The following is an 18878-nucleotide window of genomic DNA, read 5'->3' as shown; positions in this document are numbered from 1 at the left end:
CCGGTTTGACAATTTTCCTGCAATATCAGACAAGCTGGGATTTTGAATTGTCTGCCAACAGGAAAAAAGCGTTCCGGTGACGAATAAAACCCCAATTTCACATAGCTACCTATATGAGGAGGTCTGCCTTATGACAATTGAAACTGAACGAAATTCACAGGCTCAAGCTAACCCGGTGTTCATGACAGCAAAAACCGCCATCTGCCTTATGGCAGCCGCTGATATTTCGGATGCTTCCGCAATCGTCCGTTGCTTAGGACTTGAAAATCATGACCCTCTGCAGAATATGACGGACCCTGATGTTGTACTGGGCAATGCTTTGGTAGTTGAAACAAAATATCGCACCATGTGCTCTTTGATAAAAGATTCCGGCTGCCCTATTTGTGTTGACTTGCCCTGCGGGTATACCCCAAAAGCCTTGCACCTGTCCAAGGCAGGCATGCGTTTCATCGGGCTTGATCTGCCCATTGTCGTGCAGGAAATAGAGCCTATCATTCGCTCGCTTGCTGCAGGCTCTGACGAAATCTCCTTTCACGGTATAGATGCCACCAACTATGAATCTATCCGTACTGCGCTGCAAAATGTGACCGGGCCGCTGTGCATTACCACCGAGGGTATGATGATGTATTTTGACGCACATGAGGCAGACACTGTCGTTTCCAATATCCGTGCCATGCTTGAACAGCATGGCGGTTTATGGATAACGCCTGACCCGGAATTTATACTGCAATTTTTTTACACCTTCCGTTCTATATTTGGCAAGGATTCACCGGCAAAACTGGCCGCCTCCAAAGAAACCGCCCAACAGCAGTCTGATGTAGCCAGCCTGTCTAATCCTTTGATCGTCAACCCCGATGATATTATCCGCTCGACAAAAACAGCTGAGGATTTTATAAACAGCCACGGAATGAAAGTCAAAAAAATAACATTAGCTGAACACATCCCCAACTTAAATATTTACCGGCAGCTGACGCAGGAACAAATCAGAAACTTCAAAACCGCTATGAGCGATTGCCATTATTGGATTATAACCCTGGATGAGCAAAGACAGCCGGCTGACAACGCCGAACAACAAGCCACGCCCTTCGAGATGAACTACGCTCTGGAAAACAATATGTTCAAAGTATCCATAGGCGGCAGACTTGACAGCCTTACAGCGCCACAGCTTTTAACAGCATGGGAAAAAATAAAAACGACCAGTATGCCTGTGGGAGCAGAAATTGACTGCGCAAAACTTGGATACATCACCTCTGCCGGAATTCGTGTATTTCTTATCCTACAAAAAGCACTGGGCAAAAACTTAACATTGACCAATGTCCATTCATCTATGGAAAAACTATTCATTCAAAAAGGTTTCACCGTTCCCCCACTACGATGAAATAACACACCTGAACTTAGCAGCCACGCAAAGGCTCTCACTGTCTGAATCTCAGGCTCCCTAAAATGCCCGCGAATTTATCGGTTTGGTAAGCTGCCCAAAGGGAGAACAAATCCGCCAGCGAATATCCACCCAGATAATAGAGTTTGCTTTCGTCCTGACAGAGCTTTAGGATTTAGGGATGCTGCAACCTGGATGGTCAGGCATCTTTTATTCCCCAACCTCAATAAGCGATTTTACACCTTCATGACTGCTCAAAATATGCTATAATGGTTTCAGTTATGTAATGAGGAGAATGTTATGCTACAAGAAACCACAGGCTATATCATTTGCCGTACAGCTCGCAAGATTCATCAGTTCATGACAAAAGTATTAGCCGATTATGACATCACCCCAGAACAATGGGTGGTGCTGCAAATTGTTAGCAAGGAGAAAAACCTTTCTCAACAAGAATTAGCTGCGCGCTTGGAAAAAGACAAAAACAGCACCAAAGCTTTGGTGGACAGACTGATAAAAAAAGAATTATTGACCCGTCAAAAAGATGACAGCGATAAACGGTTCTATAAGCTGCAAGCCACCCCCGCTGGTATCTTTCTCACCAAGGAACTGGCAAAACTTGACTATGACTTTATGCGGGAAACCGAATCCGGGCTTACAGACGAGGAATTAACCAGCTTTACAAAAACCCTCACTAGACTGGAAGAAAAAATCACGGCTAAGCTGTGATTTTTTTCTTGACAATAGTATGTCAACGTACTATTGTATTAGTATGTTAACATACTAATATCAGGAGGCATCTAATGATGAATTTCTATTCACCTATTTCCAGAAAAAACTTTCTCAAAGGCAGTCTGGCTCTAACCGCCGGCTTGTTATTGGGTGACCCACAGGCATTCGCTGCATCCACAGAATATCCCCATTCGCCGGAGGAAGCTACCGGTGAAACAGCCATGCACTATTTATTTGACCGCACGCCCATCGAACCCGCGCAAGTCTTTGACAACCTTTTCTACATTGGCTCCATCTCCGTAGCTCAATTTGTTGTGCGCACTAGTGAAGGTCTTATCATGATTGACTCCGGCTGGGATGAACAAGATGCAGACTATGCCGCCGCCAGCATGAAAAAGCTAGGCTTATCCCCTGCAGACACCCGCTATATTCTCCTTACCCACGGCCACAGCGACCACTATGGTGGTGCCCAGTTCTTCAAGAATAAATATGCGCCGCAGGCAAAAATCGGCATTAATATCATTGACAGCAACTGGTATTCGGTAATTCCCACCAAAAACGCTTTTTCCGGCGTACGTCCCCATATTGACATCGAGCTGAATGACCGTCAAATCATAACCTTAGGCGACACAAATATTTTTCTCGTACTCACCCCTGGTCATACCCCGGGCTGCCTATCCATGATTGTCCCAGTCACTGACCATGGCGAAAAACATCATGTGGCCATTTGGGGCGGCACCGGCACACCAGCCAATCTGGAAATGAATTACCTCTATCTAAGCGCAGTAAACTACTTCGCAAAATACACCGCTGATTTCCAGGTTGATGTAGAAATGAGCGCTCATGGCTGGGTAGACGATACCTTTCCCCGTTTGGAAAAACTCAAACACCGCCGCCCTGGCCAGCCCCATCCCTTTGTTATCGGTCAGGAAAAATACCGTAAGTATGAAGATGTCTTCCGAAAAATGGCACAAGAGGCCATAAAAAAATACCAACCGTAAAACACCCTTTCAAGCCAATAATTCCCCATCCTGCAAAAATTCATGCAGGATGGGGAATTATCATCTGCGACTTTTTGATGATTTGCCGCGATATTTCTTGCGAATGGCTAGTCTACCTAAAGTGTACATTACGCTTCCATCTATTTTGCCTCCCTATTATCGCCGTTTCTTTGGCTGTGCCAATACAAAGCTTTCGTCGATTCTTTGTTTAAGCTCCGGCATCGGTATACTGCCATCCAGACATATGGTATACCAGTATTTACGATTCATATGCCAACCCGGAAAATACTTTTTCCCATCTACTAAGGCGGCCACCTGTTCTGCCGTGCCATGCAAATCCATGATACGGATAGGCTGGCTGCCGCCAATGCCGATTTTGCTGGGATGCACCTTCATAAAAACCGCATACCATTTCTGCGACAAATGGGAACGAATAACCGCCGCATCCAAGTCCTTCCACGGATATTCGAGTTCATCGCCATAGGTATTCTGCACATATTGTAAAAGTTCCTCTACATACCGCCCATGAAAGCTGCCATGTTCACCACAGAATGCACCAATGCGGTCAAGGACAGCCTGATAGGCAGCCCGTACTTCTCCTACAAAAGCTCCCTGTGCATTTTCCACCAGATGCAGCACATAAGGCTCCTCTGACTCCACGTCCATCAGCAAAGTTGACACAACACCATCTATGCTGACCTTTACATGCAGCCTAAAACTGCCTGCCAGCAAATCCTCTGCGTAGAAATATGCATCTCCATCACGGCGAAAGCCAAAAGGCTCCAGTTTATCTGCCAGCAGTTTTGGCATTTCCCCGGCCGCCAGCTCATGCCATACATCTGTCTTCTGCATTAACTCCTACCTTCTCGCTTGACATAATAAAAGGTCTTCTATGACTTGTTAATAGTTTATCATAGAAGACCTTTTGATTCGATAAGATATCAAATTATAGAGACTTTTTTCTACTCAATTTTTATGGCTGTAATGGCCCATAGTAATAAGAAGCTGTTGCCCCTCCATCTACCAAAAATGTGGAACCCGTGATAAACTGCGCCCGTTCGCTCATCAAAAGCTCTGCTACATCAGCTACTTCATCAGCAGTGCCTGGGCGGCCTGCCGGGCATTGGGCAAACATATTCTTGTAAAAATCACCACGCGGACCATTGAACTCATCAATCGCCAAAGGGGTAACGATAATTCCGGGCGCAATATCATTTATCCTTGCACCACGTTCGCCCCAGCGGACAGCTTCATACATCGTGCGCTTTTCATTACAGCGTTTGGCCAGCTGATAGGCATGCAAAGTATCCTTTATCTTTTTCGGCTGTAAAAAGTCAAGTTTCAACAGTTCCTCTGTCGGCGTCATCGCCAGCGCCCTGTCCTGCTCCGGCGTGAGCGCCGGCAGGCGATGACCGGACTGACTGGAGATAATTACACCTGCGCCGCCCTCAGCGATAACTTTACCGACTTCTTCCATCAATACTGCCGTCCCATAGAGGTCAACCTGCAAGATCACTTCAATCGGTGCCTGTGACGGCGAAACACCTGCTCCGCAAATCAAATACTTCACTTCACCATATTCCGTTGCTTTTTGCACCATAGCCTGAATGGAATTCCGCGAAGACATATCCATCACAAACGGCTCCACATCAAAGCCTGCCTGATTCATGATTTCAGCAACCGCCTGTGCATTGTTTTCGTCTTTATCCCCAAGAATAATCTTCTTGCCATAGCCCATGCGGCGAGCAATAGCCATCGAAATCTGCCCGGCACCGGTGACAATCATAACCTCTTTACTCATTTTCTCTGCCCCCCTTCTTATGCAAGATTTTTCTTTGCCCAGGCAGCCACTTTTGCTTCAGAGCCTGTGGCGGCTCCCCCCTGTATAGCCAATCCTTCTCCGACCACAGCCCCATGGCAGTACTTCTTCAAGGCCGCCGGAGCACCAGCAATGCCACTGCCCTCATGCGTCATCACAGGGAAAACCTTTTTACCGCTGAAATCCAGTGCTTCCAGCTGAGTGAATACTGCCACAGGATAAGTTCCCCACCAGCACGGGCCGGCCACAACAATATTGTCATATTCTGCCACCGAGTCCAGCATTTTCACCAGTTCCGGGCGGTCATTGTTGCGCAATTCTTCTTTGGCCTCAATCGTACACTGCGTATAGTCAATCGCATAGGACTTTTCCGTTTCTACCTCGAATAAATCCGCGCCTACCGCCTTTTGGATAAACTCAGCCACAATCTCTGTATTACCTTTGGGTAAATCCACAATACTGTCGTTTACATCGGTAGCATTGATTTCCTGACACAGACTGGCACAGCGGTTGAGTTCACTATGCACCTGCTCCACATAATCTTCCTGCCGGATATCATATGCTGCGCCCTTGCGCATTTCTTCAAATACATTTATAGGCATAAATTTTTCCTCCATAAAAAGGACGGTACTCGTGACAAAGCACCAGTACCGTCTGTATAATAGCTTATTGCCTCACGCGGCTTTTTAAGCGAGCCTTTCGCGGCCATAAGTTATTTACGATAAATCACAGTGCTTGTTTCTTCGTAATGACAAAATGCTGCTCACGCTCTTTGATGAGCCACTTGCCATCCTGTTTCACGAGTTTATCCGTATAGCGGATGTAGTTGTCCGACACCACATCATGCCCGTTTTCCTCCATCACGAGGGCCGCCCGGCAGTAATGCACGTCTGTGGCCGTATCGCCATCTAACGTAATGACCTGCTGGCCATTTTGATGATGCGATGCTTTGATGCCGCCCGTGAAGGCGCTGAACTGTTTTTCCAGCGTATCCCGTCCATGAATATTCATCGTGAGCTTATCGCCCATATAGACCATGACATGAACATCTTCGGTAAAATAAATCATCTGCGCCGGCACATTGCACTCCAGATTGGCAAAACCGTCAATAACCTCGCGAATCGCTTCTTTTGCTTCTAAAATCTCCAGTGACATTTAACATTCCCCTTTCAGCGTATCTGCATTTCCTTTTGTTGATTTCATTATAGCGATGTTATATCAGAATATCCAATCATAAGTTTAGATTATCAATTTAATTTCTCTATTAAAAGCGTTGCATTTTCAAAGACCAGCCGCTATACTGCAAGTAAAGAACAAAGGAGGACGCATGCATGAACACCAAGCAGATGGAATATATCCTGGAACTGGCACAGGTGCTGAATTTCAACCGCGCAGCCGAAAATCTCTTTATCTCGCAGCCCACACTGACCTATCAGATAAAGGCTGTGGAAAACGAGATTGGTTTTGCCCTCTTTGAACGCTCCGGCAAAGGGGCTATGCTCACACCGGCAGGCGCACAATTTGTCGGCACCTTGCGCACACTTTACGGACAACTGAAGGAGGCCATTGAGCAGGGGCAGAATTTCAGTGCCAAATATGCCGAAAGCATCCGCATAACGCTGCCGATTCGTTCCGCTATCTACTTTCTGCCACAGGTCATTGCACAATTCAGCCGCAGTTTTCCTACGGTCAATGTCATTCCCAGTTTTGACTGGCAGCACGGACAGGAATCCTTCCTGCAAGGCGAACAGGACGTGACCTTTGCCATGGAATACACGATGAAGCGCGTACCGGATGTGACCTGTCACCATCTTTTTGACAGTCACATCTACCTGATTACCGAGAAAAATGATGCACTGACAAAAAAGCCGCTGGTTACGCCCAGCGACTTAAAAGGTCGTACACTTATGGTAGGCGGCGGCTCCCCGCCCATGCTGCGTGCCCTGCAGCAGCGCATAATCAGCGAAATCCATGTGGATTATTTCAACAGCCCCGACCATGACAACACCCTGACCAACGTGGCTGCCCACAAAGGCGTATGTCTGGCACCTGGTTTCTTAAATGACCATAACGGCGAATTTGCCTGGCTTGACTTTGACAGCGATGTTGTCATTCCCTGTGGGGTTTACACCCATAAAAACGACAAGCGCCCATCCCTGCACGCCTTTATTGAGCTTTTGCAGCACTTCTACCGTGATCAGCTAGGGTTCAAATTCTAACAGCATAACATATTAGGCAATTGTTTACATTTTATAACATTTCATAAGTAATATTGCACTCTATGTGTACATAAAGCTACAACAGGAAAAAGCAAAAATATATAAGCCATAATACATTATTCTTTTTCTGATAACCGTTCCAAAACTTTTTTCAATAACCATTCTGAATACACTGTTTCTAGTGGTTGATGCCAACACACACCTTCTAACTCCACATGCAGCCCATACTCTGCAATACCTTCATCAGCCAGCTTCAACATCGATTCATCAATCGAACTATCCCCTGCAGCAAAAGCATAATTATCCCCTAAATGCTCCTTCAACTGCATCAAAGCCCAGCCTTTATCCATTCCTGGTGGGAAGAAATATATTTTCCGCCCGACACCTTCCACTATCAGATTCGTTTGTTCGCGACAATGTTCTACTATTGCCTTCACATCAGCCTCTTCATCACAATATAAAAAAAGATAACTGTTATCAACTATTCTGCAGCGAATATAGTTTGCCGATTGTTTTTGCTGTTCATACTGTATCTGTAAATCCCCAAGCCAATTATCAATAAGCACCTTAACATATTGTGACCATTTTTCATCTGCCACACCGTTATGCAAAAGCACCGCTCCATTAGTTGTCACAGCCCACTCCGGTTCGCATCCATCGGGCCATTTGATCCGCTGATATTGCTCAACAGAACGCGTGGTTACAGGTACAAAATCAACTTCTTGCTGAATTTTTCGCAATAAATCAATCGCCTTCACGGTCATAAAACTTTGTTCTTTCCCTTGAACATGCTCTACACACATATCATCATTCCGTCTTTGCCTATGGGAAATCAGCAATGTATTATCCAAGTCACAGGCAAAAAGTATTTTTTTCTTCATTCAATTATCTGCCAAAGATTGTATCAGACCACATGCAAGATAATTCTGCAGCGGGTACTCTACAACCTCCACTCCTTTCTCCTGAGAAAGTTCATATAGATGCCCCAGTTTTTCTTCATCATGTATGCTATGCACCAATAATTTCCACGGCAATCGCCGCAACAACACACGAGTTGCCTCGCCAATCCCCGGCTTTACCAGATTGATATCCCTGATACCAAATTCACCAGCTATCTTATTTACCTCCTGTAATCCTGATTTTTTCATCATCTCCACACTATCCGTAATGGTTACTGATAACGGATAATTTTTTTCAATTTCCTCTATGAATTGATACGTCAAGTCTTTCGCCATAAGTTCCTTATAGAACACTGCACCATGAAAATCCTGCGGGCCAATAATATCCGTCCGCAAAAAAGTTCTGCTCAGTAAACCAGATACCGTAGAATTCAAACATGAACTGGCTATAAGGAAATCTTCATGGGTACCACATTTTTCTGCTACATAAGCCGGGTCTGAAAGCACTGCCAAACCAGCACTTACTCCTGGATAATCATCCATAGCCTTGTTTAACTCCCGCTGGATAGCGCCTTTTCCAGTCCATCCATCTACAAATTGAATGTTTTCTGCCCTATGATGCGTCAAAATATAGGACATGGCATTTTTATCAATTCCTAGCCCCCTAATAATGGATATAGTATAATGCGGCACATCTATATGATACCGCTTCTGTAAATAATGCCGAATCAAGATGGCAATAGGCGTTCCCGCACGAGCCAGCGATACCAAAACCACACCATCACCCTTATCCCTGTATATTTTCTCGCCAACCACGGCCACAGCTGTTGCTGTTATTTTGGCATAACGCCCCAAAGCATCATAATATGCCCGCAAATACTTTTCCGAGGGCTCATATTCTATCGGCAGCATTTCCGAATAGTGATGGCCGCTTTGAATCAATGTTTCCCGTTCTCTTGTCCCCATCGGTTCTACCATACCAGTAATATCTTTCAATAATATAGTGACGTCATCGCTGCGATAAGTACTAAACATTCTCGCCCCTCCCGATATAAAAAATCCTGCCACAGTCATTTTCCTGCAGCACTTCCAACAAACTTTGGATATGCTCCTGTTCAGGCAACGCAGTATCCGATACAATAATCACTTGACCATAGGGACGAAGATTGTAAATAAAATTCCTGCGTGTCTCCATTTCATCATATAAGCTGTGCACTGCCCAACCACTGCGAACCGGATAATCCTTAACCTTACTAATGCTTATAGGGCTTCTTGTTGTCGCATGAAAATGCACCTTTCCCCCACGCGATTCCAAAGCCCGCCCAAGCAAAAGTCCCGGCAACATAGCTTCCTCCGTCCCCAAAACCAGCGTATCTGTTTGAAAATCCAAGGGTAATTGCGACAATATTGTCTGTGCTAATCGCTCCCATTCCTGCCAATATTCACCTATAATCAACACACATCGAGGATTGTTTTCCATTTGAAACAAGCACCGTTCATAAGGCACACTTACATTTCTCCGCAAAGGCTGCACCTCTTCTATTGGCCAATTTTCCACCATGCCGCTATAGTCCTCTTGTGCCAGTTTTAATAAATACGCACTGTCAATACCTGCAGACCGCAGCCGTTCTTCATCCGTTAAGGAAAGCCTATTGAGAAGCGATGCCGCCACCAGCTTCTTCTCGCTTAAAACCGGATACTTTTCCCGCAGCTGAGCGATTATATTGCAAATTGTCTTGCCTGTTGATATTTCATCATCCACAAAAACCACAGTATCCGTATGCTCAATGGCCTCCCCCAGCCCTTTGATAGCCAGTTTCTGTTCAGGCGCATGGCTGTGTTCTTCCAAAAAATCCAGACATTCCCCCAAATCCGGCATATTCTCCCTGGTTGTTTGTACATACAAACAATCCGGATGAATAACCCGTGCCACCACTGCCCCAATGGCCGTTGCCGTTTCCGCAAAACCAATCACCAATCTTGCCTCACCATATTGCATAGCCACCTTAATTCCCAGTGCCTTCATCATGGACAAAGCTCTCACCGGACTTACAGGCACATGCTTTCCTTGCCACGGGTTTACCAAAATATATTTTCTCTTTTTGTTATTATGGCGTTTAGCAACCCGTAATATATGCTCCGCTGTGTACTCTTCCTGTTCCATAACCACACTTTTCCCGCACTTCGTTTTTGATTCCATAAATATCCCCCAAAATCTTAATCCGCTCTGCCCATTTACGATGCGTCTTAACTTCATTCATCCGGCTGCCATCCACACTTTTTACCACACCTAATTTATCCACGTCCCAACGCAGCAATTGTCTGGCATCCTCGTAATCTGTACGAGATACCCGCAAACTTTCATAAATATACGGAAGCTGACTCGGATGAATCGCCGTTTTCCCTATAAAGCCATTGATACGATCTAATTCCAATTCATGCCTCAACCCCTCTGACCAGGCATTGCCTTTCTTATCCTCAAAATATTCCCATACCGGCCCCGATACCACATAATCGCGAGCAAACACATTCAGAATATCCACGAGAATATCACGAACTACACCTGCTGAATATACCGTGGCGTCCACAGGACGGCGAAGACCATATAAATTGCTAAAATCATTGCCTCCCACCCTCACATTCAACACATATTCTCTTATTCCATCAATTATCTCCTTAACTTTCCCCAACGCCTGTGCCCGGGTACGCAAGTCAGCAATCATCCCGCTTTCGAGTACCGGCATAACATACAACGGCTGTTCTCGTCCTTCATTAATTTCCTTTATCACCTCTGCATAAGCATCACCATTGCTGACATCAAACTTCGGCAGAATATATCCCGTAAGCAAATCCTCCGCTTCTCCTAAAAAAGTGGAAATATGCTCCATATGCTCCGGATTGCGGACACGGACAAATAACAGCGGCCCTTTCCCTGATTTATAGAACAAACGAAGCTTATTGAGAGTCTGACTTAGTTTTTCCTCTGCTTCTGCCACCGCATTATCCTGAATCGCATCCTCCAAACACAAGGCTATGGATGTCAAACATGGAATCATGTCTCCTTGAATTTTTTCGGCAATATTATCCTGCATAGCAGGCATATACAATAATCCGCCAACCATATATTGCAAAGTATTCTTATTCATCATTTGACTAAATCTCCATTTTACAAACGGGCGATGAAATCTCATCGCCCGCAACTACATTTACTTTTTCGGAATCATAGACCGAATCCAAGCTTCAAATCCACTAGGATTCCTTGTTTGAATCAGTACCACACCCGGCCCCCGAAAACGACATACCAGACACTCACCAGAAGTTACACTGGAAATCCAGCCACTGGAAGCTTTTTCAATACTATACTGCATATAGTCCGGCCAAGCCACTAAATGCCCATTGTCGATGATAACTTCCTCTCCAGCACCAAGATTCACCGGATGGATAACACCGTAACTGCTGACAAACACCGTACCTCTGCCGGTTACATTCAGCACAAAGAAACCTTCACCAGAAAACAACCCTTTGGATAGATTCTGCATTTTTGTATCGACCTGAATCCCCTGTGTACTGGCAAGATAACCATCCTTTTGCACAACCAGACCATAAGAACCATCCAACTCCACATCCAAAATTCCGCCGGGCAATGGATGACCAAGCAAAACTTCTCCGGGGCCGCGGGAGGCAATCAGCTCTTGGAAAAAGAAACTTTCTCCTGCTAAGAACTTTCTGGCTAGTCCAGATAAAATTCCGCCATCCATTTTGCCCTCAACATCAACAGTAACAGACATCGTAATCATCGCATCCGATTCTGCCTTAATCTTTTCCCCTCGTTCCAGTTGGCATTTAACCACAGGGAATGCCTCCGGATATAAGATTTCATATTTCATTACCTGCTCCTTAACTGTAACGCTTAATTAAAGACTGCAGGTCATCTTTTGTTGCCTGCCCAATAGCATTGAATTTCCATTCGCCATTATGACGGTAAATTTCGCCAAAAATCATTGCCGTCATTCCCTCGTATTTTTCAGACAAATTGTAGCGACAGAATTCTTTGTTATTATCATCCACAATGCGGATAAAAGCATTTCGAATCATGCCAAAATGCTGCTTACGGGATTCAGCCTTATAGATATTGACCACAAATACCAGTTTATCAAACTGTGATGGAACACTATTCAGATCAACAAAAATCTGCTCATCATCCCCATCACCTTCACCAGTAAGATTGTCCCCCATATGTTTCACAGCCCCAGAACCATGCTTGAGATTGCCAAAATAAACTACGTCATCAATACTATGCACTTTCCCACCTTGACATAACAGAACCGAAGCGTCACAGTCAATATCCGCACTGCCGCCGCCAAAAAGTGATGACAGGAAACCGCCGCCTCCCTTATCGGCTTCGATGGGATCCCAACCCAAACCAATCATAACCTTGCCCAATGCCTGACCATTGTCCTTTTTCAGATTTACTTTCTGCCCTTTTTGAAGATTTACTGCCATTTTTAACACTCCTCTTAATTTCTATTAGGTAAATACTTACTCTTAGATAATAATATTTCCATATTTTTATCTTCTTTTACTTTATGCCATCCAGTACGATCAAATATACCATCCACTCTAGCCTCCCAACCATCACTAGTTTCCCAAAAGCTAACTATTCCTCCTCCCATTTTTTTACCTTTTTCTCCCGTCCCTTTCTCTACAGCATATACAGCTATTGTATATCCATCATCCTTAAAGATAATGCCATGTTTATCTTCACGCTTACTTGAAGTAATCATATACCAATCAAGATTATGATGTGAAAATATATACACATTATCTTCAACAATACTAGATGCATACGCACCAATTATGGATGAAATACTATCATCATCCACTTGTGTCTGTTCCTTTGTCGATACTTGTTTTGTTTTTTCGTCATTCTCTTTAGCTTTTTTCCTATCATCCTCCTTGTTCTGCGCTACTACATTCTCTTTATTCTTATCTTCCTTTTTCTTATTATCCACATCTGTTAATGCCTTATCTTTCGCATCATCATCACTCACTCCTTCGTTGATATATTTTTGATATTTTTCAGCATATAATGGCTTATACTTATCTTCTATTTCGTTAATTTTACGTTCTCTTTCTTCTATTTTTTTCTGTGCTTCCTCCGCTTTTTTCTTTTCATCTTCAACACGCTTTTCTTCTTTTTCTTTTACATCTTGACGAGAGCTTACTTCTGCACGGATTAAAGCAACATCTGATGGTTCAGATACACTCTCTATCGCACCACATATGCAACATATTAAAATAGATATTGCTAATCCTGCCCCCACCAAACGACCAGCTTTCATAAAAAAGGCTGGTATTAATGCTATTGCACATAAGAAACCTGCAATTGCAGCTAAACCACCTATTACCGATACTACTTCTTTCAGATTATAAAATGTAGGATGTGCCGCCTTTGCTATTTCTTGAACTTTATTCAACTCATCGTCAGACATCATCTTCAATGCATCATTAGTTATCTTATCAGCGCTATAATCTCCTACGATTTGTTCAACGACTGCATTTTCATCCAACTGATATTCTATTGCCTTATAACTCAAACCTCCACACAACAATGTTATCAGTAAAAAAGTAATCACCAGCCCTTTTCCAGCTTTTTGATCTATACTCTTTTTTTGATAAGATTCATCTTTTTCTAACTTTCTCTGTTCATCGGCTTCCCACTTTTCAGGTGATATCTTTGTCTCTTGATATGATGTATAGGTTAAATACCCAAAAAACATACAGGCCAACCCCAGTATAACACCTATCAAATAGAACAAATAATCCCAGAGAAGATACGCCGAAATTAAAACAGCAATTACAACTACAATAGGCATATCATTCACCCCAATTACAATTTATTTCACCTTTACATTAAAATTACTTATAAGCCATCTACCATCTATTTTAGATAATGTAGCTTCTCCCAAAAATGCCTGCGTTTTTATTTGGCCATTTATATTATCTTTAGATGTCAACTGATAAGATAATATCGAACATATACCTCATTAACCATTGTTATCCCCCCTGCACGCATTACCAATCATCACGATTGGTCAATGCCTTATGTAGTAATGCTGCACTTTCCAACTTATTCATTTCCTGATCATTAATTTTGACAATCCATAATTCAAAAGTTGTTTCACTTGTTATGATAAACTGAATTGAGCAGTGTGCATCTTGTCCCCACCATGTACACTCACCATTAAACTCCACAACCTTATGATTATCCGTGGAATCAAAATACTTCCATTGAGGATTAGCAAAAAACTCATCAAATGCTCGTCCAATTTTTATATCCGGTTCCATTTGCATTGTGCCATTTTTAACCAACTCAACATATTTATGCTCACTAGAACACCCCAAAAGCATCAATAAACTCATACTTATAAACAAAACACATATAATTCTTCTGTAAGCGTACACAATTACCATCTCCTTAACGCATTTAGCAGTCTACTGTTTTTTCTTCAGTTCGTCTAATTCTTTTCTAGCCTTCTGCTTTTTAGAATCAAATTCAACTGCTTTCTCAAAACACTCTTGAGCCTTATTATAATTCTTCAAACCTTTGTATGCTCTCCCCAGCGTCAACCATGCTTCTCCCTCATCTGAATCAATATCTATAGCTTTCTGAGCACACTCTATAGCCTTATCATACTGCTCCATTCCATTGTATGTATCTCCCATTGTATACCATACATAAGCTTTTTTAGCCGCTAATTCAAATGCCTTTTCATTATATTCCATTGCCTTATCAAAGTCTTTTTTCCATTATAAGCAGAAGCTAACACAAAAAAGGGAGCTGCTTCTTTTTGAGAAAATTTCAAGCTCTTTTCACAGCATTCAATCGCTTTATCATATTCATTCAATTCTACATATACTCCACCTATTAAATACCAAGCTGTCCCATTTTTAGAATTTATTTATATTGCTTTTTGGAAAATCAGCTATTGAATTGTTGTATTTATTTAACGAAGCATTAACCGCCCCAATAATCAACAATGGCTGCTCTTTTTTAGGATCAACGCTTAATGCTTTTTCAGCACATTCAACAGCTTTATTATATTTCTTTTGCATTAAATTATTTAAAGCAATCATAGACCAAATCTCTGCACTATCACGTTCAAGGTCAAGAACCTTATATAAAAGTTTATTTGACTTCTTATATTCTTTACTATATAAATGCATCCATCCTGCAAGTGCATAAATCAGTTTTGCTTATTCTATGTCTTTGCCGAATTCTTATAACACCTAATAGCTTGATCAATTTTATTGATTTTATCATACACAGTACCTAATTTTCTCCATGCAATCTTATCATCAGGACTCAATTCAACAATTCTTCTATAGCATTTTATCGTCTCATCATAATGTTCCATCTTATAATATACATTCCCCATGCCTGTCATAAGCCTTGTATTATTCGAATTTATTTTCATTGCATCTTTATAACAATGCAATGCATTTACATATTCATTAGCAAATAAATATGTAATCCCCAATCCATCCCAAACAGGTATATATTTAGGATCACTTCCAATAGCTTTTTGGCAACTATCTATCGTTTTATCATATTCTTTTTGCTTATTATAGCCTCGCCCAATCAACGCCCACGCAAAGGCATTATTCGGATTTACTTGAATTATATTTTGGCAATACTCTATAGCACTTTTATAATCTTTCTTGCTAATTTTTCCTCTACCTTTTTTCTAATTGTTCCGGCGTATTATCTGTAGCATCATTATGCATCCCACTTTGTTCATTTACGATACTCTCTGCATATGTATAGGTAGGGTTAATCATTCCAAAAGCCGATATAGATATAACTCCCATACAAATATTCCTTATATATTTCGATCTTATTTTTCCATCATTTCCACTCTCATATCCCCTAATACTTCCTATTTTATATTTCCCTACCGTGATCCCAATTACTATATTTTACTTTCCCACTAGGGAATTTATGAGTAAATTTCCCATGATGTCTACCATGTTCAAAAGCGCCATTATCCACTTGTATTACCTTACCATTTTTATACCAGGTAACTATGCCAGGACCATTTGCATAACGATATTTTCCCACTTGTACATAATCACCATTCCAAACAATATACTCACCATCTTCCGGCTCCGGATTCCAAATATATACACCTGTATTATTATCCTTAATCCAATGCCAATCCGGTTCATCTTGATTGCCATATTGTTGCTCTGCACTTCTTTCGTTCTGCATTGAATTATTTGCACGCGCCTCCAGCTCATTCGTTGCTGCAATCACTGCACCACCAGCTACGGCAGCTGCCGCACCAGCTTTTCCTTTAGCCGATTTACTTGGTGTATTGGAAGATGCACTGTCTGGAGAGTTTTTTACGACTCCATTAGTATTACTCCCTTTATTTGCATTATCCACCACAACATCTACTGCTTTATTAAACAGATAATCTTTCGCAATGTTTTTCGCCTGTTTTTTGCACCCAACTGTAAAAAGCATCCCCATAATCAGTAACAAACATAACACCTTTTTCATGCTTTTCACCTGCCTCCTAAAACCAGAGCTCATCTCCTAATCCATCATTATTCGATATATCGGTAAACTTCCGTCCATCTGCGTCCATATGCATTACAAAAGTCAATCTCACCACCTTGATCGCCTGTACGCCAACTACCACCACGAGAATTATTTACACCTCTTGCTTCTACCGTTTTTCCATCACCTATATATACTGCTACATGTACCTCTGGATTACACAAAATATCACCTCGCTGTAAATCGTCTTTCACCTCATCCCATGAGTATCTCGCAAAACCACCAACTTTCTGCAGATCCGTCCAAATCGTATCTGCATCACCAGTAGCTTGTTTTCCTTGATACAAATTATAATATGCCGGATTCTGTTTCCATGCTGCAATTATAGGAAAACCTGCATAATCTAAAACGTGATAGACCAAAGATGCACAATCATAATCAGGGCCATCTCTTGACCCTGTATAGGGATGATTATAGGTCGCATTTTCAAAACCTTGCGAATAGCCATATACATTGTTATCTGTCACTCGAATAGTCCATTGCACATATTTTTCTATTTTTTTGATATCTTGTTGCTTGCTATTATGAGCATTCTCTTTTTCTACTGTATTCTCTCGACTATATAAATTTACAGAATTCTCATTACCCAACGAAACACTTTCGGAGGATACTCTTTTCTCAGCTACAACCACCATATATGCAAAATATCCTCCGAAAGCTAAAAATACAATTAAAAGTAACGTAACTAATTTTTTCATTTCTCTTTAATTTCGAAGATATTATTAACAATCCACAATTAAACATCACTTATTAACAACATAGTTGTGTAATAGTGCGATAGGAATAGCTGCCCATCCCAATAGCATTGCCCAAATAATCCTACCGATGATATAATCACCAGTGTTACTATATATCTCCGCTCGTGTATTCAAAATATGATACTTAATATAATAGATAGCCTTATCTCCTGCATACAAATAAATCACAAAAATTATCAAGCCGAAAAAACCAGCAATCGATTCTAAAATAGCCATTTCATTCATCCTCCCTTTTTCTACAAAATACGTCCACTAATATAATCAACAACACCATTCTTCATTGCAAATCGAAGAAGACAAGCCTGTCCTCTATCAGAAATGAATTTATATTCATATAACGTCGTTCCATCATAATCAGATTTTGCATATGGTTTACCGTATTCTCTCACTACTTTATCCAATGCATCTCCCTGTTTTATACCTCGTTTCGTCGATACTGCCGCAGTATCAGATACAAAACCTGTTACTACGCCCCCCGTAATCACAACTACCATATCAGAATACTTATATCGTTTATGTCCATTATTATCTGGATCAGATATCTTAATAGGCTCTCCCATAATCTGCAAAGCATCAGCTTGTGACTGACCTATGTATATTTTCCCTAAAATCAAATCTGTATTGGAACTAACTACCGCAGCCACTGCACCACCTACGACTGCAGCTGCCACTCCCGCCTTACCTTTTGCTGACTTTACAGAACCATTCGCTGCTGAACTAGTTGAAGGTGTTTTCGTATTAGCACTTGGACTACCATTGTTCTTACGAGCACTATCAGCAACTGTATCCACTGCTTCATTAATCAGAATATCTTTTGCAAATTTTCCTGCTTGCTTTTTACACCCCACCGTAAAAAGCACACCTAGTGCCAACAATATACATAGTACTTTTTTCATTACGCTCCCTCTCTTTTCCTGTGTTTCCTATTCCCTACTAACCCCTGCATAATCATAAATTCTATCAATTTCCTCATCAAGTTCCCTCATTTCTTCTTCTATAGCCGTATCTCTACCCAAAAGCACAGCCCCTACCGCAATCAAAGAATTACCTGCAATATAATCAGCTACTTTCTCTCTTAGTTCAAAATATCTATCCCAAGCTTTTGCGAGTCTTTTTGCATGCGGGCTATTATTGGGGACATTAACATTGCGCAAATCTTGCCGCAATTTCTCCATCAATTTCATTCGTTCTTCAGCCAATTTTTTCATTTGCTTCTTAATTTCATTTTCCGATAATCCACTATACTTCAAAGACTCCCCCTTAGATGACAACTCCATATCCTTTTCCCGATATGGTTTCATCACTTCACGTGTTTCAATTATGTATTGCTGCAAAACCTGCTTCTGATCAGAATTTCCATTTATATTATCTATCGGAGTTCCACTTTCTCTTATACAACTGCCACCCATAAATATTAAAAAAATTACTAACAAGACCCATTTATACATA

At 41.9% G+C, this 18878-nt stretch carries 25 protein-coding genes; 4 read left to right on the top strand and 21 right to left on the bottom strand.

Annotation, left to right across the window (positions count from 1 at the left end):
* Window positions 1-130 precede the first annotated feature (130 nt).
* The 3 genes from T504_RS0105615 (at window position 131) to T504_RS0105605 (ending at window position 3108) form a co-directional block, all read left to right on the top strand.
* Window positions 131-1378 carry a hypothetical protein gene (locus T504_RS0105615; protein WP_033170078.1) on the top strand — a complete coding sequence of 416 codons (1248 nt, stop codon included), beginning with the start codon at window positions 131-133 and terminating at the stop codon, window positions 1376-1378.
* A gap of 300 nt (window positions 1379-1678) precedes the next feature.
* Entirely contained in the window at window positions 1679-2104 is a 426-nt protein-coding gene (locus tag T504_RS0105610; RefSeq protein WP_033170077.1) for a MarR family winged helix-turn-helix transcriptional regulator, read from the top strand.
* 74 nt (window positions 2105-2178) lie between these two features.
* Complete coding sequence (locus T504_RS0105605; protein WP_051635225.1) at window positions 2179-3108, top strand: MBL fold metallo-hydrolase; 930 nt, start codon at window positions 2179-2181, stop codon at window positions 3106-3108.
* Between the two features lie 156 nt (window positions 3109-3264).
* On the opposite strand, the gene T504_RS0105600 is transcribed toward T504_RS0105605, so the two are convergent.
* From T504_RS0105600 to T504_RS0105585, 4 genes are all read right to left on the bottom strand, one after another.
* Window positions 3265-3960 (bottom strand): MmcQ/YjbR family DNA-binding protein, encoded by a 696-nt coding sequence (locus T504_RS0105600; protein ID WP_051635224.1) that lies wholly within the window; start codon window positions 3958-3960, stop codon window positions 3265-3267.
* Window positions 3961-4081: 121 nt separating this feature from the next.
* Window positions 4082-4909 (bottom strand): SDR family oxidoreductase, encoded by an 828-nt coding sequence (locus tag T504_RS0105595; RefSeq protein WP_033170076.1) that lies wholly within the window; start codon window positions 4907-4909, stop codon window positions 4082-4084.
* A 17-nt stretch (window positions 4910-4926) separates the two neighbouring features.
* On the bottom strand, window positions 4927-5529 hold the full coding sequence (locus T504_RS0105590; RefSeq protein WP_231473867.1) for a flavodoxin: 603 nt from the start codon (window positions 5527-5529) through the stop codon (window positions 4927-4929).
* Window positions 5530-5653: 124 nt separating this feature from the next.
* A complete protein-coding gene (locus tag T504_RS0105585) occupies window positions 5654-6082 on the bottom strand; it encodes a nuclear transport factor 2 family protein (protein ID WP_033170075.1) in 429 nt (142 codons plus the stop codon).
* A gap of 176 nt (window positions 6083-6258) precedes the next feature.
* Here T504_RS0105585 and T504_RS0105580 point away from each other — a divergent pair, with 176 nt between their 5' ends.
* Window positions 6259-7146 carry a LysR family transcriptional regulator gene (locus T504_RS0105580; RefSeq protein ID WP_033170074.1) on the top strand — a complete coding sequence of 296 codons (888 nt, stop codon included), beginning with the start codon at window positions 6259-6261 and terminating at the stop codon, window positions 7144-7146.
* Between the two features lie 116 nt (window positions 7147-7262).
* Here T504_RS0105580 and T504_RS0105575 read toward each other — a convergent pair whose 3' ends face one another.
* The 17 genes from T504_RS0105575 to T504_RS0105500 all read right to left on the bottom strand — a co-directional run bounded on the left by T504_RS0105575 (window position 7263) and on the right by T504_RS0105500 (window position 18877).
* Window positions 7263-8027 carry an HAD family hydrolase gene (locus T504_RS0105575; RefSeq protein ID WP_033170073.1) on the bottom strand — a complete coding sequence of 255 codons (765 nt, stop codon included), beginning with the start codon at window positions 8025-8027 and terminating at the stop codon, window positions 7263-7265.
* Window positions 8028-9080 carry a cysteine protease StiP family protein gene (locus tag T504_RS0105570; RefSeq protein ID WP_033170072.1) on the bottom strand — a complete coding sequence of 351 codons (1053 nt, stop codon included), beginning with the start codon at window positions 9078-9080 and terminating at the stop codon, window positions 8028-8030. It lies immediately after the preceding gene.
* Window positions 9073-10209 carry a phosphoribosyltransferase domain-containing protein gene (locus T504_RS0105565; protein WP_033170071.1) on the bottom strand — a complete coding sequence of 379 codons (1137 nt, stop codon included), beginning with the start codon at window positions 10207-10209 and terminating at the stop codon, window positions 9073-9075. Before T504_RS0105565 ends, T504_RS0105570 begins: the two co-directional genes overlap by 8 nt.
* Window positions 10163-11194, bottom strand: coding sequence for an HpcH/HpaI aldolase/citrate lyase family protein (locus tag T504_RS0105560; protein ID WP_081823388.1), 1032 nt, complete (start codon window positions 11192-11194; stop codon window positions 10163-10165). The genes T504_RS0105565 and T504_RS0105560 overlap by 47 nt, the downstream gene beginning before the upstream one ends.
* A gap of 57 nt (window positions 11195-11251) precedes the next feature.
* Entirely contained in the window at window positions 11252-11932 is a 681-nt protein-coding gene (locus T504_RS0105555; protein ID WP_033170070.1) for a TIGR00266 family protein, read from the bottom strand.
* A 10-nt stretch (window positions 11933-11942) separates the two neighbouring features.
* Window positions 11943-12548, bottom strand: a complete 606-nt coding sequence (locus T504_RS0105550; RefSeq protein ID WP_033170069.1) for a TerD family protein — start codon at window positions 12546-12548, stop codon at window positions 11943-11945.
* A 14-nt stretch (window positions 12549-12562) separates the two neighbouring features.
* Window positions 12563-13921 carry a hypothetical protein gene (locus T504_RS0105545; protein ID WP_033170068.1) on the bottom strand — a complete coding sequence of 453 codons (1359 nt, stop codon included), beginning with the start codon at window positions 13919-13921 and terminating at the stop codon, window positions 12563-12565.
* A gap of 199 nt (window positions 13922-14120) precedes the next feature.
* Window positions 14121-14510, bottom strand: coding sequence for a hypothetical protein (locus T504_RS0105540; RefSeq protein ID WP_033170067.1), 390 nt, complete (start codon window positions 14508-14510; stop codon window positions 14121-14123).
* A 30-nt stretch (window positions 14511-14540) separates the two neighbouring features.
* Window positions 14541-14831 (bottom strand): tetratricopeptide repeat protein, encoded by a 291-nt coding sequence (locus tag T504_RS0105535; protein WP_033170066.1) that lies wholly within the window; start codon window positions 14829-14831, stop codon window positions 14541-14543.
* Window positions 14801-14974 (bottom strand): hypothetical protein, encoded by a 174-nt coding sequence (locus tag T504_RS15095; protein ID WP_369793615.1) that lies wholly within the window; start codon window positions 14972-14974, stop codon window positions 14801-14803. Before T504_RS15095 ends, T504_RS0105535 begins: the two co-directional genes overlap by 31 nt.
* 22 nt (window positions 14975-14996) lie before the next feature.
* On the bottom strand, window positions 14997-15272 hold the full coding sequence (locus tag T504_RS0105530) for a tetratricopeptide repeat protein (RefSeq protein ID WP_033170065.1): 276 nt from the start codon (window positions 15270-15272) through the stop codon (window positions 14997-14999).
* Between the two features lie 35 nt (window positions 15273-15307).
* Window positions 15308-15691, bottom strand: a complete 384-nt coding sequence (locus T504_RS0105525; protein WP_033170064.1) for a tetratricopeptide repeat protein — start codon at window positions 15689-15691, stop codon at window positions 15308-15310.
* A 299-nt stretch (window positions 15692-15990) separates the two neighbouring features.
* Window positions 15991-16611 carry a toxin-antitoxin system YwqK family antitoxin gene (locus tag T504_RS0105520; protein ID WP_033170063.1) on the bottom strand — a complete coding sequence of 207 codons (621 nt, stop codon included), beginning with the start codon at window positions 16609-16611 and terminating at the stop codon, window positions 15991-15993.
* 47 nt (window positions 16612-16658) lie between these two features.
* Window positions 16659-17369 (bottom strand): endolysin-like domain-containing protein, encoded by a 711-nt coding sequence (locus T504_RS0105515; protein WP_156033476.1) that lies wholly within the window; start codon window positions 17367-17369, stop codon window positions 16659-16661.
* Window positions 17370-17414: 45 nt separating this feature from the next.
* Window positions 17415-17645, bottom strand: coding sequence for a hypothetical protein (locus T504_RS0105510; protein ID WP_033170061.1), 231 nt, complete (start codon window positions 17643-17645; stop codon window positions 17415-17417).
* 20 nt (window positions 17646-17665) lie between these two features.
* A complete protein-coding gene (locus T504_RS0105505; RefSeq protein WP_033170060.1) occupies window positions 17666-18325 on the bottom strand; it encodes a hypothetical protein in 660 nt (219 codons plus the stop codon).
* Between the two features lie 27 nt (window positions 18326-18352).
* A complete protein-coding gene (locus T504_RS0105500) occupies window positions 18353-18877 on the bottom strand; it encodes a hypothetical protein (protein ID WP_033170059.1) in 525 nt (174 codons plus the stop codon).
* Window position 18878: the final 1 nt, after the last annotated feature.

Source organism: Selenomonas sp. ND2010 (genome assembly GCF_000702005.1).
Taxonomy (GTDB): domain Bacteria; phylum Bacillota; class Negativicutes; order Selenomonadales; family Selenomonadaceae; genus Selenomonas_A.
Note: the sequence above shows the minus strand (reverse complement) of the source record. Positions and strands in the feature narration are given on the sequence as shown.

What these genes read in the sequence shown, in the direction of transcription:
- T504_RS0105615 (WP_033170078.1), top strand. Translation starts at nt 131, where the DNA reads ATGACAATTGAAACTGAACGAAATTCACAGGCTCAAGCTAACCCGGTG.
- T504_RS0105610 (WP_033170077.1), top strand. Translation starts at nt 1,679, where the DNA reads ATGCTACAAGAAACCACAGGCTATATCATTTGCCGTACAGCTCGCAAG.
- T504_RS0105605 (WP_051635225.1), top strand. Translation starts at nt 2,179, where the DNA reads ATGATGAATTTCTATTCACCTATTTCCAGAAAAAACTTTCTCAAAGGC.
- T504_RS0105600 (WP_051635224.1), bottom strand. Translation starts at nt 3,960, where the DNA reads ATGCAGAAGACAGATGTATGGCATGAGCTGGCGGCCGGGGAAATGCCA.
- T504_RS0105595 (WP_033170076.1), bottom strand. Translation starts at nt 4,909, where the DNA reads ATGAGTAAAGAGGTTATGATTGTCACCGGTGCCGGGCAGATTTCGATG.
- T504_RS0105590 (WP_231473867.1), bottom strand. Translation starts at nt 5,529, where the DNA reads ATGCCTATAAATGTATTTGAAGAAATGCGCAAGGGCGCAGCATATGAT.
- T504_RS0105585 (WP_033170075.1), bottom strand. Translation starts at nt 6,082, where the DNA reads ATGTCACTGGAGATTTTAGAAGCAAAAGAAGCGATTCGCGAGGTTATT.
- T504_RS0105580 (WP_033170074.1), top strand. Translation starts at nt 6,259, where the DNA reads ATGAACACCAAGCAGATGGAATATATCCTGGAACTGGCACAGGTGCTG.
- T504_RS0105575 (WP_033170073.1), bottom strand. Translation starts at nt 8,027, where the DNA reads ATGAAGAAAAAAATACTTTTTGCCTGTGACTTGGATAATACATTGCTG.
- T504_RS0105570 (WP_033170072.1), bottom strand. Translation starts at nt 9,080, where the DNA reads ATGTTTAGTACTTATCGCAGCGATGACGTCACTATATTATTGAAAGAT.
- T504_RS0105565 (WP_033170071.1), bottom strand. Translation starts at nt 10,209, where the DNA reads ATGGAACAGGAAGAGTACACAGCGGAGCATATATTACGGGTTGCTAAA.
- T504_RS0105560 (WP_081823388.1), bottom strand. Translation starts at nt 11,194, where the DNA reads ATGATGAATAAGAATACTTTGCAATATATGGTTGGCGGATTATTGTAT.
- T504_RS0105555 (WP_033170070.1), bottom strand. Translation starts at nt 11,932, where the DNA reads ATGAAATATGAAATCTTATATCCGGAGGCATTCCCTGTGGTTAAATGC.
- T504_RS0105550 (WP_033170069.1), bottom strand. Translation starts at nt 12,548, where the DNA reads ATGGCAGTAAATCTTCAAAAAGGGCAGAAAGTAAATCTGAAAAAGGAC.
- T504_RS0105545 (WP_033170068.1), bottom strand. Translation starts at nt 13,921, where the DNA reads ATGCCTATTGTAGTTGTAATTGCTGTTTTAATTTCGGCGTATCTTCTC.
- T504_RS0105535 (WP_033170066.1), bottom strand. Translation starts at nt 14,831, where the DNA reads ATGGAATATAATGAAAAGGCATTTGAATTAGCGGCTAAAAAAGCTTAT.
- T504_RS0105530 (WP_033170065.1), bottom strand. Translation starts at nt 15,272, where the DNA reads ATGCATTTATATAGTAAAGAATATAAGAAGTCAAATAAACTTTTATAT.
- T504_RS0105520 (WP_033170063.1), bottom strand. Translation starts at nt 16,611, where the DNA reads ATGAAAAAGGTGTTATGTTTGTTACTGATTATGGGGATGCTTTTTACA.
- T504_RS0105515 (WP_156033476.1), bottom strand. Translation starts at nt 17,369, where the DNA reads ATGAAAAAATTAGTTACGTTACTTTTAATTGTATTTTTAGCTTTCGGA.
- T504_RS0105510 (WP_033170061.1), bottom strand. Translation starts at nt 17,645, where the DNA reads ATGGCTATTTTAGAATCGATTGCTGGTTTTTTCGGCTTGATAATTTTT.
- T504_RS0105505 (WP_033170060.1), bottom strand. Translation starts at nt 18,325, where the DNA reads ATGAAAAAAGTACTATGTATATTGTTGGCACTAGGTGTGCTTTTTACG.
- T504_RS0105500 (WP_033170059.1), bottom strand. Translation starts at nt 18,877, where the DNA reads ATGTATAAATGGGTCTTGTTAGTAATTTTTTTAATATTTATGGGTGGC.